Origin of the sequence: Streptomyces roseochromogenus subsp. oscitans DS 12.976 (assembly GCF_000497445.1) — a bacterium.
GTDB classification, from domain to species: Bacteria; Actinomycetota; Actinomycetes; order Streptomycetales; family Streptomycetaceae; genus Streptomyces; species Streptomyces oscitans.
Map to the genome: position 1 here is coordinate 6,098,559 of NZ_CM002285.1, position 18,136 is coordinate 6,116,694.

General features: G+C 69.7%; 18 protein-coding genes and 1 riboswitch. Of the genes, 8 read left to right on the forward strand and 10 right to left on the reverse strand.

Annotation, left to right across the window (positions count from 1 at the left end; genetic code table 11):
• Positions 1 to 259 precede the first annotated feature (259 nt).
• Complete coding sequence (locus M878_RS75940) at positions 260 to 2,329, forward strand: putative Ig domain-containing protein (RefSeq protein WP_023550196.1); 2,070 nt, start codon at positions 260 to 262, stop codon at positions 2,327 to 2,329.
• A 150-nt stretch (positions 2,330 to 2,479) separates the two neighbouring features.
• Entirely contained in the window at positions 2,480 to 2,944 is a 465-nt protein-coding gene (locus M878_RS75945; protein WP_023550197.1) for a hypothetical protein, read from the forward strand.
• Between the two features lie 33 nt (positions 2,945 to 2,977).
• On the opposite strand, the gene M878_RS75950 is transcribed toward M878_RS75945, so the two are convergent.
• Positions 2,978 to 3,436, reverse strand: coding sequence for a type II toxin-antitoxin system PemK/MazF family toxin (locus M878_RS75950; protein ID WP_023550198.1), 459 nt, complete (start codon positions 3,434 to 3,436; stop codon positions 2,978 to 2,980).
• 227 nt (positions 3,437 to 3,663) lie between these two features.
• On the opposite strand from M878_RS75950, the gene M878_RS75955 reads away from it, so the two are divergent.
• Positions 3,664 to 4,416, forward strand: coding sequence for an MBL fold metallo-hydrolase (locus M878_RS75955; protein ID WP_023550199.1), 753 nt, complete (start codon positions 3,664 to 3,666; stop codon positions 4,414 to 4,416).
• A gap of 59 nt (positions 4,417 to 4,475) precedes the next feature.
• Here the strand turns inward: M878_RS75955 and M878_RS75960 are convergent, their stop codons facing one another.
• Both M878_RS75960 and M878_RS75965 read right to left on the reverse strand, forming a co-directional pair.
• Positions 4,476 to 5,726: a PTS transporter subunit EIIC gene (locus tag M878_RS75960; RefSeq protein ID WP_023550200.1), complete on the reverse strand. Its 1,251-nt coding sequence runs from the start codon at positions 5,724 to 5,726 to the stop codon at positions 4,476 to 4,478.
• A 139-nt stretch (positions 5,727 to 5,865) separates the two neighbouring features.
• Positions 5,866 to 7,182: a PTS transporter subunit EIIC gene (locus tag M878_RS75965; protein WP_023550201.1), complete on the reverse strand. Its 1,317-nt coding sequence runs from the start codon at positions 7,180 to 7,182 to the stop codon at positions 5,866 to 5,868.
• A 198-nt stretch (positions 7,183 to 7,380) separates the two neighbouring features.
• On the opposite strand from M878_RS75965, the gene M878_RS75970 reads away from it, so the two are divergent.
• The 3 genes from M878_RS75970 (at position 7,381) to M878_RS75980 (ending at position 8,948) form a co-directional block, all read left to right on the forward strand.
• A complete protein-coding gene (locus M878_RS75970) occupies positions 7,381 to 7,614 on the forward strand; it encodes a PTS sugar transporter subunit IIB (protein ID WP_023550202.1) in 234 nt (77 codons plus the stop codon).
• Positions 7,615 to 7,709: 95 nt separating this feature from the next.
• Positions 7,710 to 8,447: a ribonuclease PH gene (gene rph, locus M878_RS75975; RefSeq protein ID WP_023550203.1), complete on the forward strand. Its 738-nt coding sequence runs from the start codon at positions 7,710 to 7,712 to the stop codon at positions 8,445 to 8,447.
• A 114-nt stretch (positions 8,448 to 8,561) separates the two neighbouring features.
• Entirely contained in the window at positions 8,562 to 8,948 is a 387-nt protein-coding gene (locus M878_RS75980) for a hypothetical protein (RefSeq protein WP_023550204.1), read from the forward strand.
• 85 nt (positions 8,949 to 9,033) lie between these two features.
• On the opposite strand, the gene M878_RS75985 is transcribed toward M878_RS75980, so the two are convergent.
• The 4 genes from M878_RS75985 to M878_RS97725 are packed head-to-tail and all read right to left on the reverse strand — an operon-like array spanning position 9,034 to position 12,349.
• Complete coding sequence (locus tag M878_RS75985) at positions 9,034 to 9,732, reverse strand: DUF1707 SHOCT-like domain-containing protein (RefSeq protein WP_023550205.1); 699 nt, start codon at positions 9,730 to 9,732, stop codon at positions 9,034 to 9,036.
• A gap of 9 nt (positions 9,733 to 9,741) precedes the next feature.
• Positions 9,742 to 10,722, reverse strand: coding sequence for an ABC transporter ATP-binding protein (locus tag M878_RS75990; RefSeq protein ID WP_023550206.1), 981 nt, complete (start codon positions 10,720 to 10,722; stop codon positions 9,742 to 9,744).
• Between the two features lie 3 nt (positions 10,723 to 10,725).
• Positions 10,726 to 11,502, reverse strand: coding sequence for an ABC transporter permease (locus M878_RS75995; protein WP_245238421.1), 777 nt, complete (start codon positions 11,500 to 11,502; stop codon positions 10,726 to 10,728).
• A gap of 46 nt (positions 11,503 to 11,548) precedes the next feature.
• The gene (locus tag M878_RS97725; protein ID WP_031225844.1) at positions 11,549 to 12,349 is read right to left on the reverse strand and encodes an ABC transporter permease; all 801 of its coding nucleotides are present in this window, start codon (positions 12,347 to 12,349) and stop codon (positions 11,549 to 11,551) included.
• Between the two features lie 1,020 nt (positions 12,350 to 13,369).
• On the opposite strand from M878_RS97725, the gene M878_RS76005 reads away from it, so the two are divergent.
• Positions 13,370 to 16,159, forward strand: coding sequence for a transglycosylase domain-containing protein (locus M878_RS76005; RefSeq protein ID WP_023550209.1), 2,790 nt, complete (start codon positions 13,370 to 13,372; stop codon positions 16,157 to 16,159).
• A gap of 26 nt (positions 16,160 to 16,185) precedes the next feature.
• Here M878_RS76005 and M878_RS76010 read toward each other — a convergent pair whose 3' ends face one another.
• The 3 genes from M878_RS76010 to M878_RS76020 form a co-directional block, all read right to left on the reverse strand.
• Positions 16,186 to 16,506: a DMT family transporter gene (locus M878_RS76010; RefSeq protein WP_023550210.1), complete on the reverse strand. Its 321-nt coding sequence runs from the start codon at positions 16,504 to 16,506 to the stop codon at positions 16,186 to 16,188.
• Positions 16,507 to 16,538: 32 nt separating this feature from the next.
• Positions 16,539 to 16,614: riboswitch (guanidine-III (ykkC-III) riboswitch) on the reverse strand.
• Positions 16,615 to 16,712: 98 nt separating this feature from the next.
• Positions 16,713 to 17,015, reverse strand: a complete 303-nt coding sequence (locus M878_RS76015) for a GroES family chaperonin (protein WP_076089203.1) — start codon at positions 17,013 to 17,015, stop codon at positions 16,713 to 16,715.
• 100 nt (positions 17,016 to 17,115) lie between these two features.
• Complete coding sequence (locus tag M878_RS76020; RefSeq protein WP_023550213.1) at positions 17,116 to 17,445, reverse strand: DUF3618 domain-containing protein; 330 nt, start codon at positions 17,443 to 17,445, stop codon at positions 17,116 to 17,118.
• A gap of 93 nt (positions 17,446 to 17,538) precedes the next feature.
• Here M878_RS76020 and bcp point away from each other — a divergent pair, with 93 nt between their 5' ends.
• The gene (bcp, locus tag M878_RS76025) at positions 17,539 to 18,006 is read left to right on the forward strand and encodes a thioredoxin-dependent thiol peroxidase (protein ID WP_031225846.1); all 468 of its coding nucleotides are present in this window, start codon (positions 17,539 to 17,541) and stop codon (positions 18,004 to 18,006) included.
• The last annotated feature ends 130 nt before the right edge of the window (positions 18,007 to 18,136 follow it).

Genomic DNA, 18,136 nt, shown 5'->3' on the forward strand with positions numbered 1-18,136 from the left:
ATCAAGCGGTCACCAGCCCCCTCTCATGAGGGGGCTAAGCCATTCCTATGGCGAGGCAAAGAAATCCCTCCGGTACTGCCGGTAGTGCCAGGGCCAGAGCTACGTTCCTCCCGCATCCTGTCATGTCACGCTCACCCAGCGTTCTGACATTCGACAGGTGTCTGTGAGTGTCATGCTCATGACTGCGTTCGCCGCCGCTACGCGTGTCACGGGCTGCCAATCCAGTGCGCATCCCCACGTCAACCGGAGGCAGTACCCCATGCGTGAGTCACGCCTGAGCAAGCGGAGACGGAGCCTGCGAAGACTCCTCGCCGTCTCCTTCCCCGCTCTCACCCTCACCGTCGCCGGGCTCGTCGCGGCACCGACCGCCGGCGCCCAGACCGCCGCGGCCCACCCCCACGGCACCAAGGTCACGCAGAACAACAAAGCGCTGACCGCACCCGAGCGGCAGACCTACCACTCCACCGGCAAGGCCGGCCAGAAGGTGCCCACGACGCACCTGTGCGCCACCGCCGAGCCGGGCCACGCGTCCTGCTTCGCCCAGCGCCGCACCGACATCAAGCAGCGCCTCGCCTCGGCGCTCGCCGCCGCGGCACCCTCCGGCCTCTCCCCGGCCAACCTGCACAGCGCCTACAACCTGCCCACCACGGGCGGTTCCGGCATGACCGTCGCCATCGTCGACGCCTACAACGACCCCAACGCCGAGTCGGACCTGGGCACTTACCGCTCCACCTACGGCCTGTCGTCCTGCACCAAGGCCAACGGCTGCTTCAAGCAGGTCAGCCAGACCGGCTCCACCACCTCGCTGCCGACCAACGACACCGGCTGGGCCGGTGAAGAGATGCTCGACATCGACATGGTCAGCGCGGTCTGCCCGAACTGCAACATCATCCTGGTCGAGGCCAACTCCGCCACCGACTCCGACCTCGGCACCGCCGAGAACGAGGCCGTCGCGCTGGGCGCCAAGTTCATCTCCAACAGCTGGGGCGGCTCCGAGTCCTCCGCCCAGACCGGCGAAGACACCCAGTACTTCAAGCACCCGGGCGTCGCGATCACCGTCTCCTCCGGTGACTCCGCCTACGGCGCCGAGTACCCGGCGACCTCCCAGTACGTGACCGCCGTCGGCGGCACCGCGCTCACCACCGCCTCCAACTCCCGCGGCTGGAGCGAGTCGGTGTGGCACACCAGCTCCACCGAGGGCACCGGCTCCGGCTGCTCCGCCTACGACCCGAAGCCGAGCTGGCAGACCGACAGCGGCTGCTCCAACCGCATGGAGGCCGACGTCTCCGCGGTCGCCGACCCGGCCACCGGCGTCGCGGTCTACGACACCTACGGCGGCTCCGGCTGGGCGGTCTACGGCGGCACCAGCGCCTCCTCGCCGATCATGGCCTCGGTCTACGCCCTCGCGGGCACCCCGGGCTCCGGCGACTACCCGGCGAAGTACCCCTACCAGCACACCGGCAACCTGTACGACGTCACCAGCGGCAACAACGGCAGCTGCTCCCCGTCGTACTTCTGCACCGCGGGCACCGGCTACGACGGCCCGACCGGCTGGGGCACCCCGAACGGCACCGCCGCCTTCACCGCCGGCTCCAGCAGCGGCAACACGGTGACCGTCACCAACCCCGGCAGCCAGTCCACCACCGCGGGCGGCTCGGTCAGCCTGCAGATCAACGCCACCGACAGCGCGGGCGCGGCCCTCACCTACAGCGCCTCCGGCCTGCCGACCGGGCTGTCCATCAACAGCTCCACCGGCCTGATCTCCGGCACCGCCTCCACCGCGGGCACCTACCAGGTCACGGTCACCGCGAAGGACTCCACCGGCGCCTCCGGCTCGACCTCCTTCACCTGGACCGTCGGCTCCGGCGGTGGCGGCTGCACCTCGTCCCAGCTGCTGGCCAACCCCGGCTTCGAGTCGGGCAACACCGGCTGGACCGCGACCAGCGGCGTGATCACCAACGGCACCGGTGAGGCGGCGCACAGCGGCTCGTACTACGCCTGGCTCGACGGCTACGGCTCCTCGCACACCGACACGCTGTCCCAGTCGGTGACGATCCCGGCCGGCTGCAAGGCCACGCTCAGCTTCTACCTGCACATCGACACCGCGGAGACCACCACCAGCACCGCGTACGACAAGCTGACGGTGACCGCCGGTTCGACGACCCTCGCGTCGTACTCGAACCTCAACGCCAACTCCGGGTACGCGCAGAAGACCTTCGACCTGTCCTCGCTGGCGGGCCAGACGGTCACCCTGAAGTTCAACGGCGTCGAGGACTCCTCGCTGCAGACCAGCTTCGTCGTGGACGACACCGCCCTGACGACCAGCTGATCCGTCCCACCTGAACCACCCGTGATCCCGCACGCGGAAACGACTCGCGTGCGGGATCCTTTCGTCTGCGGGATCCGTTCGTCGTGCTGCTACGTCTCATCTGCACCAGGCGGCCGACCCCCCGCGGCCACGGCAGAAAGGCGAAACCCCATGCGCCGTACCACGACATCCCTCGCCCTCGCGGCGGCAGCGCTGCTCCTCGCCGGATGCGGCTCGCAGAGCGGCTCGGACAACGCAGGCGGCAGCAAGGTGTCGCCGTCGGCGTCGTCGCCGTCCTCCGCGCCGTCCAAGGGGGGTTGCGCCCCGCAGGTGGAGCTGAAGGCCGCCGACAGCAGCCGTACCGTGTGCGTGGCCAAGGGCGGCGAAGTCCGCCTGACCCTGAAGGGCACCAAGTCCCGCCCCTGGAAGCCGGTCATGGTGAGCGGCAGCGCGCTCAAGGGCATCAACGCGGGCTTCGTCCTCCAGCCCGGCGACGCCACCGCCGCGTACCACGCCGTGGCCGCCGGCACCGTGAAGCTGACCTCTTCCCGACCGCTGTGCGCCGAGCCGACGGCTCCCGGTCAGGTCTCCTGCAAGGGGATCCAGGAGTGGACGGTCACCGTGAACGTGCGGTGAGGCAGCACCGGCGAGGGGTGCGCACGACAGCCCCTAATCCGCGAGGTGGCGTACCTGGTCCCACAGCACCGGGTCGACCACCCCGACCCGGCGCCGGAAGTCGCCCACCGGCACCTCACGCAGCTCGTCCGTCTCCAGGAAGCTGGGACGGCCGCGGGCGTCGCCGACCGCGCCGGGCGGCAGCGGGATCACCCCGGCGTGCTCGTCGTGGTACTTGCTGGTGATCTTCGCGACCGTGACCCGGTTCCCGCGCACGGCCAGCACCAGACACGGCCGGTCCTTCACGTCGGTGCGGTCCTCGTAGGGCACGTCCGCCCACCAGATGTCCCCGGGGACCGGCCGGGCGGCCTGCGCCGGGCGCGTTCCCGCACGGCCGAGCGGCCTGAGGCGCCGTCCGCCGGGCCGGCGACCGCGCCCCCAGCCGTCGACGAGCGTGGCGACCAGCGCGAGCAGTACGACCGCCGCGAGCGCCAGCCACCAGGACGTGTCCATACGACGACGTTACCGGCGCGCGCCGAGGATCGCGCGCCCTCTGGTGAACCTTGTGCGCCCCGGGTCCAGCCGAACCGGTGACAGCACAGGTGAGTTCGCCCACAACGGCCCTTTGCGGAGGAGCGACCCGCGCTTTCGCGCCTTACGCTCGACAAACCGCACGACCCCCGTTTCCTGCCCTTTTGATCTTTCCGCTTGATCTTTCCGCCAACGGAGGTTTCTGCTTCATGAAGCTCACCGTCGTCGGCTGCTCGGGGTCATTTCCGTCCGCGGAATCGGCCTGCTCGAGCTACCTCGTCGAGGCCGACGGCTTCCGGCTGCTTCTCGACATGGGCAACGGCGCCCTGGGCGAGCTGCAGCGCCACTGCGGTCTCTACGACCTCGACGCGATCTTCCTCAGCCATCTGCACGCCGATCACTGCATCGACATGCTCGCCTATTTCGTCGCGCGTTACTACCGTCACGACGGCGGCCCCTGCGACCCCATCCCGGTCTATGGCCCCGAGGGCACCGAACACCGCCTCACCACGGCCTACGCCGACACCCCCTCCGCCTCCTCCATGAGCGAGGTCTTCGACTTCCACACCGTCAAGCCGTCCACGTTCGAGATGGGCCCGTTCACGGTGCACACCGAGCGGGTCCGCCATCCCGTGGAGGCGTACGCCATCCGGATCGAGCACGGCGGGCGGTCGCTGACGTACTCCGGCGACACGGGTGTCACCGAGGCACTGGACGAGCTGGCCCGGGACACCGACCTGTTCCTGTGCGAGGCCGCGTTCACGCACGGCAAGGAGAACATCCCGGACCTGCATCTCAACGGCCGGGAGGCGGGTGAGACGGCGGGCCGCGCCGGCGCCCGCCGCCTGATCCTCACCCACATCCCGCCGTGGACCGACCCACAGATCAACCTCCGCGACGCACGCGAGGTGTTCACGGGCCCGGTGGAGCTGGCAGCGCCACGGGTGACGTACGAGGTCTAGCTTCCGCACATGACGAAGGCCCCAGAACCTGTTGGGTTCCGGGGCCCTTCCGTGGAGCGCTACGCCTTGGTGAGGTCCTCGACCTCCTCCTCGGGCTCGCGGCCCGGGGTCGGGAGGTTGAACCTGATGATCGCGAAGCGGAAGACCACGTAGTAGATCACCGCGAAGACCAGGCCGATGGGGATGATCATCCAGGGCTTGGTGGCCAGGCCCCAGTTGAGGACGTAGTCGATCGCACCGGCCGAGAAGCTGAAGCCGTGGTGCACGCCCAGCGACCAGGTCACCGCCATCGACACCGCGGTGAGCACCGCGTGGATCGCGTACAGCAGCGGGGCGATGAACATGAACGCGAACTCGATCGGCTCGGTGATACCGGTGACGAACGAGGTCAGGGCGAGGGACAGCATCATGCCGCCGACGGCCTTGCGGCGCTCCGGGCGGGCGCAGTGGGTGATCGCCAGTGCGGCGGCCGGGAGGGCGAACATCATGATCGGGAAGAAGCCCGTCATGAACTGGCCGGCGGTCGGGTCGCCGTGGAAGAAGCGGGGCAGGTCACCGTGCCACAGGGCACCGGCGGAGTCCTTGTAGCTGCCGATCTCCTGCCAGGCCACCGTGTTGACGAACTGGTGCATGCCGATGGGCAGCAGACCGCGGTTGATGAGACCGAAGAGGCCCGCGCCGACCGCGCCGAGGCCGGTCATCCACTTGCCGAAGTCGGTGATGACGTTGCCGATGGGCTCCCAGATCAGGCCGAAGACCACACCGATGCCGGTGCCGATGAAGGCCATCAGGATGGGAACCAGCCGGCGGCCGTTGAAGAAGCCCAGCCAGTCGGGCAGCTTGGTGCGGTGGAAGCGCTGCCAGACGACGGCGGCGATGAGGCCCATGACGATGCCGCCGAGCACCTTGGGGTCGTTGTAGGTCGCGGGGATGTCCGCGCCCTTGGTTATCTTGGCCTCGGTGATCGGGAACGCGGTCAGCACGTTCTTGTACACCAGGAAGCCGACCAGCGCCGCCAGCGCCGTGGAGCCGTCGGCCTTCTTGGCGAAGCCGATGGCGATGCCCACGCAGAACAGCAGCGGCAGATTGCTGAACACGGCATCGCCGGCCGTGGCGAAGACGGCCGCGACCTTGTTCCAGCCGAGGCCGTCCTTGCCGAACACGTCGTCCTGGCCGAGACGAAGCAGAATCCCCGCCGCCGGCAGTACGGCGATCGGGAGCTGCAGGCTGCGGCCGACCTTCTGCAGGCCCTGGAACAGGCCGGATCCCCGCTTCTTCGCGGGAGCCGCCGTGGCGGTGGCGGTGCTCATGGGATGGTTCCTCCATCGGGGGTGGTCTACACCACTCAGTGGTGTAGACCTGTTGTAGCACGATGAAGGCGGGATAAGGAACCACGAAATCCGCTACCGATACGCTACGCGGCGTGCCGATGTGCTAAAGGGGGTGAGGTCACGCCTTGGTGATGTCCTCGACCTCGTCCTCCGGCTCGCGGCCCGGCGTCCTCAGGTCGAACTTCGTGATGGCGAACCGGAAGACGACGTAATAGACCGCCGCGAAGCACAGGCCGATCGGGATGATCGCCCACGGTTTCGTCGCCAGGTTCCAGTTGATCACGTAGTCGATCAGACCGGCCGAGAAGCTGAAGCCGTCATGCACTCCGAGCGCCCAGGTGACCGCCATCGAGACACCGGTGAGCACGGCGTGGAAGGCGTAGAGCACGGGCGCGATGAAGAGGAAGGAGTACTCGATCGGTTCGGTGATGCCCGTCACGAACGACGTCAGCGCCACCGACAGCATCAGACCGCCGACCTCCTTGCGGCGGTGCGGCTTGGCGCAGTGGGTGATCGCCAGCGCGGCCGCCGGCAGCGCGAACATCATGATCGGGAAGAAGCCCGAGGTGAACTGGCCCGCGTGCGGGTCGCCCGCGAGGAACATGTTGATGTCGCCGTGCACCACCGTGCCGTCCGGCTTGGTGTAGCTGCCGAACTGGAACCAGATGGGCACGTTCAGGAACTGGTGCAGGCCGACCACCAGCAGTGCGCGGTTCGCCACCCCGAAGATGCCCGCGCCCCAGGCGCCCGCGTCCCGCAGCCAGTGGCTGAAGCTCTCCAGACCGCTGCCGATCGGCGGCCAGATCCACAGGCACAGCGCCGCGAAGACGATGGCGACGAACGCCATCATGATCGGCACCAGACGCCGTCCGTTGAAGAAGCCGAGCCAGTCCACCAGCCTGGTGCGGTGGAAGCGGGCCCAGAAGAAGGCGGCCAGCAGACCCATGACGATGCCGCCGAAGACGCCCGGGTTCTGGAAGGTGAAGGGCGCCACGGAGCCCACGCCCGCGCCGCTGCTGACCTGGCAGCCGACCTGCGGGATCGCCTTCGAGCCGCCGGGGCAGGACTCGGGGAACTGGTGCAGCACGCCGTAGTAGACGAGGAAGCCGGCCACCGCCGCGAGCGCCGTCGAGCCGTCCGCCTTCTTCGCCATGCCGATCGCCACGCCCACGCAGAACAGCAGCGGAAGGCCGAGCGAGCCGTCGAGCAGGGCGCCGCCCGCGCCCATCATCACCTTGGAGACGTCCGTCCAGCCCAGCCCGTCCTTGCCGAACACGTCCGGCTGGCCCAGGCGGTTCAGGATGCCCGCCGCCGGCAGCACCGCGATCGGCAGCTGCAGACTCCGGCCCATCTTCTGCAGGCCCTGGAACGCACGGTGCCAGCGTTCCCGCGCCGGACTGACCGTGCCGCCGGCGGGTGTGCTCTCGGCGCTCATGGGCGACCTCCGGCCACTCGGCTCGAACGCGGTTCGTCGGACGCGGTTTGGCGACCGTCCCCACGGTGGTGTAGACCAGTTGGCGGACGGTTCCGCTGTCGTGATCGCCATCATCCGGCACGCACGGCATGACCGCTCGCGAAGATGGGCCAACTGTGGGTTACTGCGACTAAGCGGTTCGGATCAGGGAGAAGGAACATGGCCACCAAGGCTGAGAAGATCGTCGCCGCGCTCGGCGGGCTGGACAACATCGAGGAGATCGAGGGCTGCATCACCCGCCTGCGCACCGAGGTGTGCGACGCCTCGCTGGTCGACGAGGCCGCCCTGAAGGCCGCCGGCGCCCACGGCGTCGTCAAGATGGGCACCGCCATCCAGGTCGTCATCGGCACCGACGCCGACCCGATCGCCGCGGAGATCGAAGACATGATGTGAACCGCCCCGGCCCCGAGGGCCGCCGGCTTCACCTTCAAGGGGCTCTTTCCGACGCGGGACGAGCCCCTTCCTCATGTGCGACTAGGCTCCATGCCATGTCTCGCATCGACGGCCGTACCCCCGAACAGCTCCGCCCGGTCACCATCGAACGAGGATGGAGCAAGCACGCCGAGGGCTCCGTCCTCGTCTCCTTCGGCGACACCAAGGTGTTCTGCACCGCCTCCGTGACCGAAGGCGTCCCCCGCTGGCGCAAGGGCAGCGGCGAGGGCTGGGTCACCGCGGAGTACGCCATGCTGCCCCGCGCCACCAACACCCGCGGCGACCGCGAGTCCGTCAAGGGCAAGATCGGCGGCCGTACCCATGAGATCTCCCGCCTCATCGGCCGCTCGCTGCGCGCCGTCATCGACTACAAGGCGCTCGGCGAGAACACCATCGTCCTCGACTGCGACGTCCTCCAGGCCGACGGCGGCACCCGTACCGCCGCCATCACCGGCGCGTACGTCGCCCTCGCCGACGCCGTCGCCTGGGCTCAGGGCAAGAAGCTGATCAAGGCCGGCCGGCAGCCGCTCACCGGCACCGTCTCGGCCGTCTCCGTCGGCATCGTCGGCGGCGTCCCGCTCCTCGACCTCTGCTACGAGGAAGATGTGCGCGCCGAGACCGACATGAACGTCGTCTGCACCGGCGACGGCCGCTTCGTCGAGGTCCAGGGCACCGCCGAGGCCGAGCCGTTCGCCCGCGAGGAGCTGAACTCCCTGCTCGACCTCGCCGTCGCCGGCTGTACCGAGCTCGCCGCGATCCAGCGCGCCACGCTGGACGCCACGCTCGGAAAGTAACGGGCAGAAAGAAAGTAAAGGGCAGGCCAACAGGACGGGTGCGCGCGGGCAACCCGCGCGCCCTCCCCGGCGTCCTAGCTACGGACAGCCTTACCAGGGGAGGGAAACACCACCATGGCCGTCAGCCGACGCCGTCTCGCCGCCGTCGTGGCGACCGCGACGCTCACCGCCGGCCTCGCCACCGGCTGCGACACCGTCGGCAAGGCCCTGGACTGCGTGCACACCGCCGACTCCATCGCCGACAGCGTCACCGACCTGCAGCAGGCAGTGGAGAGCGCCGCGAACGATCCCAACCAGGCCGACGCCTCTCTCGACTCCATCGAGAAGAACCTGGGGAAGATCGGCGACAAGACCGACAACGCCGAGGTCAACAAGGCCGTCGACGACCTGAACAAGGCCGTGGGGAACGTCCGTACAGCCATCAAGAACGGCGACAGGACCCCGGACGTGAGCCCGGTGACGGATGCGGCGGGCGAATTGACCAAGGTCTGCACAAAGTGACCTCAGGGGCGCGGGGCTGCATCAACATGCGGCTCCGCCGCGCAGGCGCGAGCAACCACAACGGACCCGCAGACGCCGACGTTGCTCAGTACCCCCGGTCTCGGCGTTCTTCCCGCCCCTCGCGAAGCGACTTGCGCTGCTCCTTCAGCCGTTTCCGCTCGGCCCGTGTGACCTTGCGTTCCACGCCGACCCCGCCCCAGAAGGCGAGCCCTCCGATGATCACCCGCGGAGCGCCCGGCTCGGGCGGCCCGTCGTCCCGGGGGTGCTCGAAGCCGCCCATGATGCCGATGCCCCGGACGACGACCTCGACCCCCGGCGGCACGATCACCTGGACCCCGCCCATGACCGCCACGCAGTTGATCTCGACCTCGTGGTCCGCGAAGTTCGCCTCGCGCAGGTCGATCTCGCCGCCGCCCATGAACGCGAAACAGTTGAACCGCTTCGGCACCGTCCAGCGGCCCTTGCGCTCGAACCCCGACAGAATCGCGATCCCGCCGCTCGAGGACCCCATGCCGCCGACGATCCGGGACGCCCAACTCCCGCTCTCCGCAGGCGACTTGGTGAACGAGACCGGTGCAGGGTGCGCCGCCGTGCCGGCCGTCGGCAGATCGCGGGTGAGCGGCGCCAGCTCGCCGTAGGTGCGCGCCTTGTACAGCGCGTCCAGGCGCTCCTCGAACTCGTGCATGTCGAGGCGGCCCTCGGCCAGAGCGTCCCGGAGGACCTCGGCGACCCGCTCACGGTCGGCGTCGGACGCCCGGAGGTCCGGGACTGCGTCGTCGGTCATGACAGAAGCCTACGAGACGGCCTTCTCCGCGTACATCTTGGCGATGACGGCCTCGATGTCCGGCTCCCGTACCGACAGGTCCACCAGCGGATACTCCGCCGCGAGCCGCGCGACGAGCGGCGCCGCCGACTGCCCCGCCGGGAACGCCAGCCACTGCCGCGGCCCCTCCACCCGCACCACCCGCGCCGACGGCACCTCGACCGGCGGCAGCTCCCGCTCCAGGTCCACCACCAGCGTCCGCTCGCTCTCGCCTGCCTCGTGCAGCCCGGTGAGCGGACCGTCGTACATCAGCCGGCCGTGGTCGATCACCATCACCCGGGAACACAACTGCTCGATGTCCTGCAGGTCGTGCGTGGTCAGCAGGACGGTCGTGGCGCGTTCGGCGTTCAACTCCCGCAGGAATCCCCGCACCTTGGCCTTCGACACGACGTCCAGGCCGATCGTCGGCTCGTCCAGGTACAGCACCTCGGGGTCGTGCAGCAGGGCCGCCGCGATGTCCCCGCGCATCCGCTGCCCGAGTGAGAGCTGCCGCACGGGCACGTCCAACAGGGCCTCCAGCTCCAGGAGTTCGACACACCGGTCCAGGTTCTCGCGGTAACGGGCGTCCGGGATCCGGTACATGCGGTGCGCCAGCCGGTAGGAGTCGATCAGCGGCAGGTCCCACCACAGGGTCGTACGCTGCCCGAACACCACCCCGATCCGGTGCGCGAGGCGCCGCCGCTCCCGCGACGGATCGATGCCCGCCACCCGCAGCCGCCCCGCGCTCGGCGTCAGGATGCCGGTCAGCATCTTGATCGTGGTCGACTTCCCGGCGCCGTTCGGCCCGATGTAGCCGACCATCTCCCCGCACGCCACGGTGAACGAGAGCGAGTCCACCGCCCGCACCTCACGCCGCTCCCGTTTCAGAAACCCGGTCTTCTTGCGCACGTCGAAGACCTTCTCCACATTCTCCAGCGCGATGAAGCCCTCGGTGAATGCCCCGTCCGTCATCTGTCAGCTCCCTGTGCTCCGGTACGAACGAAGTCCCGCCCGCCAGGACAGCCCCGCCAGCGCACAGCACCCCACCGCCACCAGCGGCGGAGCGAACGCCACCCACCCGGGCAGCCCCAGCGGATACGGCCGCCCCAGCACATAGGTCGCGGGCAGCCAGTTGACGAAGGCCAGCGGCAGCACGAAGGTCACCCCGCGCACCAGCTCCTTCGCGAACACCGTCGGCGGATACTGCAGCAGCGTCGTCCCGCCGTAGGTGAAGGCGTTCTGCACCTCCGAGGCGTCCTGCGCCAGGAACTGGAAGGCAGCACCCGCCACGAACACCGCGCAGAAGATCCCGCAGCCGCTCACCACCATCACCGGCATCAGCAGCAGCTTCAGCGGTGTCCAGTCGACGTCGACCCGGGGCAGCGACCAGCCCAGCACCAGCGCGCCCTGCACCACCCGGCCCAGCCGCCGCAGCGCGAACTGGTCGGCCGCCACCTGCGCCAGCACCGGCGCCGGACGCACCAGGAGCGTGTCCAGCGTGCCGTCGCGCACCCGCCGCCCCAGCCGCTCCATCGACCCGATCACCAGGTCGGCCAGCCCGAAGGCCAGACCGGACAGGCCGTAGAGGAAGGCCACCTCGGGCAGCGACCAGCCGCCCAGGGCGTTCACCCGCGAGAACATCAGCATGATCCCGACGAAGTCGAGCATGGTCGCCGCGAAGTTGCCGAACGTGGTCATCACGAACGAGGCGCGGTACGCCATCGTGGACCGCACCCACATCCCGGCGATCATCAGATACGCCCGCAGCCCCTCCCGCACCCGCCCGCGGTGACGTACCTCATCCACCCTGGACCACCACCCTGCGCGTCGCCGCAGACTGCACCAGCCGCCCGGCGCCCAGCAGCGCCACCGCCCACGCCCCCTGGAACGCGTACGTGCCCAGCGGATCCGCATGCCCCAGCAGGATCTGGGCCGGCGCCTGGAGCAGCGAGGACCACGGCAGAGCGCGTACGACCTCGCCGAGCGTGCCCGGGAAGACGTTCAGCGGCAGCAGCATGCCCGAGCAGAAAAAGCCGGCGAGCCATGCCATCTGCGTCACACCCGTACCGTCCAGGAGCCAGAACGCGCTCAGCGCGACCAGATACCGGATCCCGAACCCGACGAGCATCGCCAGCAGCACGGCGACGAAGAAGGCGATCCAGGTGCCCGCGTCCGTCGGCAGGTACACCGGGAAGCACAGGGCGCCGAAGAGGAAGGGGACCGCTCCCCGGCCCAGCAGCTGGAAGAAGGCCCGGCCGAGATCGGTGGCGAGCCACCACAGCTGCAGGTCGGCGGGCCGGCACAGGTCGATCGCCACGTCCCCCGTACGGATGCGTTCCATCAGCTCGTTCTCGACGCCTCCGCCGCCGATCGCGAGCGTCGACAGGAACGCCTGGCCCACCCATACATAGGTCACGACCTGCGACTGATCCCACCCGCCCAGGTGCGGTCGCTGGTCCCAGAGCGCGCGATACGTGTACACGAGGATCAGCCCGAAGACCGTGTTCGTGAACACCCCTGCCGCAGTGGCGGCCCGATACGTCGCGTACCGTCTGAATCCCCCCGCCGCGACGGCCACGTACAACCGTCCCGCGCCCACGCCAGTCCACCTCCCGGGACCGCTCGACACCGAAGCGCAGGAGCCTAGTCGGGAGGCCCGGTCGCCGGCCACGCATTTTGTGGCCGAAGCGTGCCGGAATCCGGGAACGGAACGCCAGGTGCGAGAGTCTTCCAACCGGGGGCGCAGAAGCGTACGAGGCGTACGGGAACGTACGACGCGAAAAAACAGGAGTCCGTGCACGACATGAGCGACGAGCCGCAGCCGCAGCAGCCGACCGAAGGCGTGCCGCCGACAGAGCCGCTGCAGGCTGAACGGCCCGGTGACCCCGGGGGCGAGCGGCCAGAGTCCGGCGAGCGGGCAGGGTCCGGGGCGACGCCTAAACCGGCGAACCCGACGCCTGCCGCGGAGACCGAGCGAGCCGAGGGATCCGGGCGGGCTGGGCAGGCCGCGCGTGGTGATCAAGGTCGGGAGGCCGAGGCCGGCCGAACGGGTGATCGTCCGGCGGCCCAGGACCGGACGGCCTCCATGGCTCGGGCCCGCCAGGCTGCCCGAGGCGGCCGCACGGAGCCGGGGACGGCCACGCCGAGCGGCGACACGACCTCCGGTGAGGGCTCGGGCCCGGTTTCGGCACCCGGCTCGCCAGCCGGTTCGGCTCCGGCGTCCGGCAGGAATGCGACGACTCGTGAGGGTTCGGCGTCCGGTGCGGGTTCGGTGTCTGGCGGGGATGCGGCGGTTCGTGAGGGCTCGGCCAAGCATGCGGCGGCTCGCGAGGGTTCGGCCTCCGGTGCGGGCTCGGTGTCCGGCAAGGATGCGGCGGTTCGCGAGAGCTCGGCCAACGACGCGGCGGTTCGTGAGGGCTCGGGCTCCGGTGGGGACTCGGCGGGCGGTGCGGCCACGGGTTCGGCTTCGGCGTCCGTCGGTGGCGCGTCGGCAGCCGGTGTGTCCAAGGCATCCGAGGGAGTCGGCGCGGCCGCTGGGCGTCGTAGTGGCTCCGGGAAGCCGCAGGGGTCGGGGACGCCGGCCGGTTCCGAGCAGGGGCAGTCGGCCGAGAGCACCCAGGTGCTCCGGCGTGTCACGGCGCCCCGCGGGTCCGACGCGGCCGCTGCGGGCCCCGGTGAGACGCGGGCGCCCGAGACCACCCAGGTCCTCAGGCGGGTCAACGCACCCCGAGCGGCCGAGCCGGGCGACCCCGTCGAGACCACGGCCGCCTCCCCGGCCGGTGAGCCGAGCGCCACCGGCCGTACCCCGCGCACCTCGCGTACTTCTCACACCACCGGTACCGGCGCGAACCTCGCTGCCCAGGCCGCCGGCGCGGCAGGTGCCGCCGGCGCCGCCGCCGGACAGGCCTCCCAAGCGAGCCCCGCCGGAGCCGCCACCCCCACCCGCGGCCCTCGCACCGGCACCAACGCCCGCCGCGACACCCCCCGGAGCGACGCCCGGGCCTCCGAGGAGAACACCACCCTCCTCGCCGCCACCCCCGGCGACGGTCAGCCGGCCGGAGGCGATGGCGGCGCGGGCAAAAAGCCCAAGCGACCCAAGCGGACCGGGTGGCGGAGGATCATTCCCACCTGGCGGATGGTGTTCGGCACCTTCATCGTCGGCGTGCTGCTGATCATGGGGCTCTTCTTCGTCGGCTACTCGATGGTCAACATCCCGCCGGCCAACGCCATGGCCATGAAGCAGAGCAACGTCTACCTCTACGCCGACGGCTCCCAGCTGGCCCGCGACGGCGACATCAACCGCGAGAACGTGAGCCTCGCCCAGGTCTCCAAGGACGCCCAGCACGCCGTACTGGCCGCCGAGGACCGCGACTTCTACTCCGAGTCGGCCGTCGACCCCAAGGCGATGGTCCGCGCCATGTGGAACACCGCGACCGGCAAGGGCAAGCAGTCCGGCTCGACGATCACCCAGCAGTACGTGAAGAACTACTACCTGGCCCAGGAGCAGACGCTCACCCGCAAGGCCAAGGAGTTCTTCATCTCGATCAAGCTGGACCGGCAGAAGTCCAAGGACGAGATCTTCGAGGGCTACCTCAACACCAGCTTCTTCGGCCGCAACGCCTACGGCATCCAGGCCGCCGCCCAGGCCTACTACGGCATGGACGCCAAGGACCTGGACCCGGCCCGCGCCGCCTACCTCGCCGCGCTCGTCAACGCGCCCAGCGAGTACGACGTCGTGGCCCACCCCGAGAACAAGTCGGCGGCGGTCGCCCGCTGGAACTACGTCCTGGACGGCATGGTCAAGAAGAGGTGGCTCAGCCAGTCCCAGCGCGCCGGCCTGAAGTTCCCGATGCCGAAGGAGCAGACGGTCTCCACCGGCCTGTCCGGCCAGCGCGGCTACCTCGTGCAGGCGGTCAAGGACTACCTGTCCAAGAACAACATCATCGACTCCGACCAGCTCGCGGCCGGCGGCTACCGCATCACCACCACCATCCAGAAGGACAAGCAGAACGCCTTCGTCAAGGCGGTGAACGACCAGCTGATCTCCAAGTTGGACAAGAAGAACAACAAGGCCGACAACTACGTCCGCGCGGGCGGCGCCTCCGTCGACCCGAAGACCGGCAAGGTCGTCGCGATGTACGGCGGCATCGACTACGTGAAGCAGTACACCAACGGCGCGACCCGTGGTGACTTCCAGGTCGGCTCGACGTTCAAGCCGTTCGTGTTCACCTCGGCGGTGCAGAACGGCTCGACCACCCAGGACGGCCGCACCATCACCCCGAACACCATGTACGACGGCACCAACGAGCGCCCCGTACAAGGCTGGAACGGCGGTGCCTACGCCCCGCAGAACGAGGACCAGAAGTCGTACGGCCAGATCAACGTCACGAAGGCGACGGACCTGTCCGTGAACGCCGTCTACGCGCAGATGGCGGTCGACGTCGGCCCCTCCAAGGTCAAGAAGACCGCGATCGACCTCGGCATCCCCTCCGGCACCCCGGACCTCCAGCCCTACCCGTCGATCGCCCTCGGCACCGCCACCGCCAGCGTGCTGGACATGGCGGAGAGCTACGCAACCCTCGCCAACCACGGCCAGCACGGCACGTACACCCTGATCGACAAGATCACCAAGGACGGCACGAACGAGATCAAGCTGCCCGAGCAGTCGGTCGAGCAGGCCGTCAGCCGGGAGGCTGCCGACACCACCACGTCGATCCTGCAGAGCGTGGTCGACAACGGCACCGCCACCGCCGCGCAGGCCGCGGACCGTCCGGCGGCCGGCAAGACCGGTACGGCCGAGAACGACACCGCCGCCTGGTTCGCGGGCTACACCCCGGACCTGGCCACGGTGGTCTCCGTCATGGGCCAGGACCCGGTGACGGCCAAGCACATGGGGCTGTACGGCGCTCTCGGCCAGCCCCGTATGAACGGTGGCGGCCCGCCGACCCAGATCTGGGCCCAGTACACGCACGACGCGCTGCAGGACCAGCCGGCCAACGACTTCGACCTCCAGCTGGAGCAGGGCGCCGAGGCGACGCAGCCGCCCGCCGCGACCGGCTCGGCTCAGCCGGGCACGAACGGTGGCCAGAGCGGCAGTCCGACCGCGAGCCCGACCGGCGGCGGCGCGACCATGAGCCCGGCCGGCGGCACCACCGGCACCCCCACCACCGGCGGGACGACCACCGGAGGATCCCCCACCACCGGTGGTGGCACCACGACCGGCGGCACCCCCACGACCGGAGGCAACACGACGGGCGGGGGCACGACCACCGGCGGTGACACCACGGGTGGCGGCGCGACCGGCACGGACACCACCGGCGGCGGTACGGCCGCGGGCGGCATGACCGACGGCGGCGGAGGCACGACAGGCACGGCCGCCGGCGCGGGAGGCGGCGACCCCGCCGCCTGATGCCCCGGTGATGCCCCGGTGATGTCTCAGTGCCCGCTGGTCGCCTTCAGCCCCACCACGGCGACCAGCAGCAGACAGACGAAGAAGATGCGGGCGGCGGTGACCGGCTCACCCAGCACCACCATGCCGAGCACCGCCGCACCGGCCGCCCCGATACCGACCCACACGCCGTAGGCGGTACCGATGGGCAGAGACTTCGCGGCGTACGACAGCAGAAGCATGCTGGCCACGATCCCGGCGCCGGTGAACAGGCTGGGCACCAGCCGGGTGAAGCCCTCCGTGTACTTCATCCCGATCGACCAGCCGACTTCCAGCAGACCGGCGACGATCAGCAGAATCCAGGCCATGACAGCACCTCCGGTAGGTATCTCTGAACGGGGGTGCGTCGTCTTTTCCTGGGGGTCGGGGATCCCGGTACGGCGCGTCTCGTCGGGCTGACCGCTTTCGAACATAGCAAAGGAAGTGCAAAAGGGGCCGGTGACGATGGTCACCGGCCCCTTCGGCTGCCGAAAGACAGCAGCCGAAAGACGGCTGCCCGAAGACAGCCGCCGAATTACAGATACAGCCCCGTGGAGTCCTCCGACCCCTCGAAGCGGTCCGCGGCCACGGCGTGCAGATCGCGCTCGCGCATGAGCACGTACGCCACACCCCGCACCTCGACCTCGGCCCGGTCCTCCGGGTCGTACAGAACGCGGTCGCCGGGCTCCACGGTCCGTACGTTCTGGCCGACCGCCACGACCTCGGCCCAGGCCAGCCGGCGTCCGACCGCGGCGGTGGCGGGAATCAGAATGCCGCCCCCCGATCGCCGCTCGCCCTCGCCCGTGTCCTGCTTGACCAGAACGCGGTCGTGCAGCATCCGGATGGGGAGCTTGTCGTGATGGGGGGTGCGGTGCTGGTCTCTGTTGGGGCTCACGCCTCGAACCTACCTGTCTTCGCCCTGCCCGTACGCCTCCGGGTCAGCCCTTGCGTCGCCGGGAGCCCATGGCGAGCAGCCCGACGACACCGACCGCGACCAGCGCGACCGGCACGACCCGCTCCATCCGCAGGGCGCCCTCCTCATCCACGAACCGCGCCCTGACCTCACTCACCACCCGGTTGACCTGTACATACGCCCGGCCGATGGTGTGGTCGACGTTGGCGACGACCTTGGCTTTCGCATCCCCGATGATCGTCTGCGGATGGACCCGCACCCCGATCTCGTCGAGCGTCTCGGCCAGCACTTCACGGCGGCGCTTGATGTCCGCCTCGATCTGCGCCGGGGTTCTGGTGTCCGACGTGTCCGCCACCGTACGGCCTCCGAAGTCTCCTGATGCTGTTCCGGACAGTTTGTCAGTTGCGGGCCGCACCGCACCGCAAGGCCCCCCGGTTACGCTGGCCCGATGAGTGAGCGACTCCAGCCGGGGGACGTGGCCCCCGCCTTCACCCTCCCGGACGCCGACGGCAACGAGGTGTCCCTGTCCGCCCACAAGGGCCGCAAGGTCATCGTCTACTTCTACCCGGCCGCCCTGACCCCCGGCTGCACCAAGCAGGCCTGCGACTTCACGGACAACCTGGACCTGCTGGCCGGCGCCGGCTTCGACGTCATCGGCATCAGCCCGGACCAGCCGGAGAAGCTGGCGAAGTTCCGCGAGAAGGAATCCCTGAAGGTGACCCTCCTCGCCGACCCGGAGAAGAAGGTCACCGAGGCCTACGGCGCCTACGGGGAGAAGAAGAACTACGGCAAGACGTACCTGGGCGTCATCCGCTCCACGATCGTCGTGGACGAGGAGGGCAAGGTCGAACGGGCCCTCTACAACGTCCGTGCCACCGGCCACGTAGCCAAGATCATCAAAGATCTGGGCATCTGAGGAGCCGGACGTCTGACGCCCCCTCTCGGCGGAGGGCGGCCCGCCCCGGAGTGACCCGGTGCGGGCCGCCCCTACGACCCGCTCGGCGCCGACGATGCCGACGGCCCCCGCCCGCCCGGTCCGCCCCGCG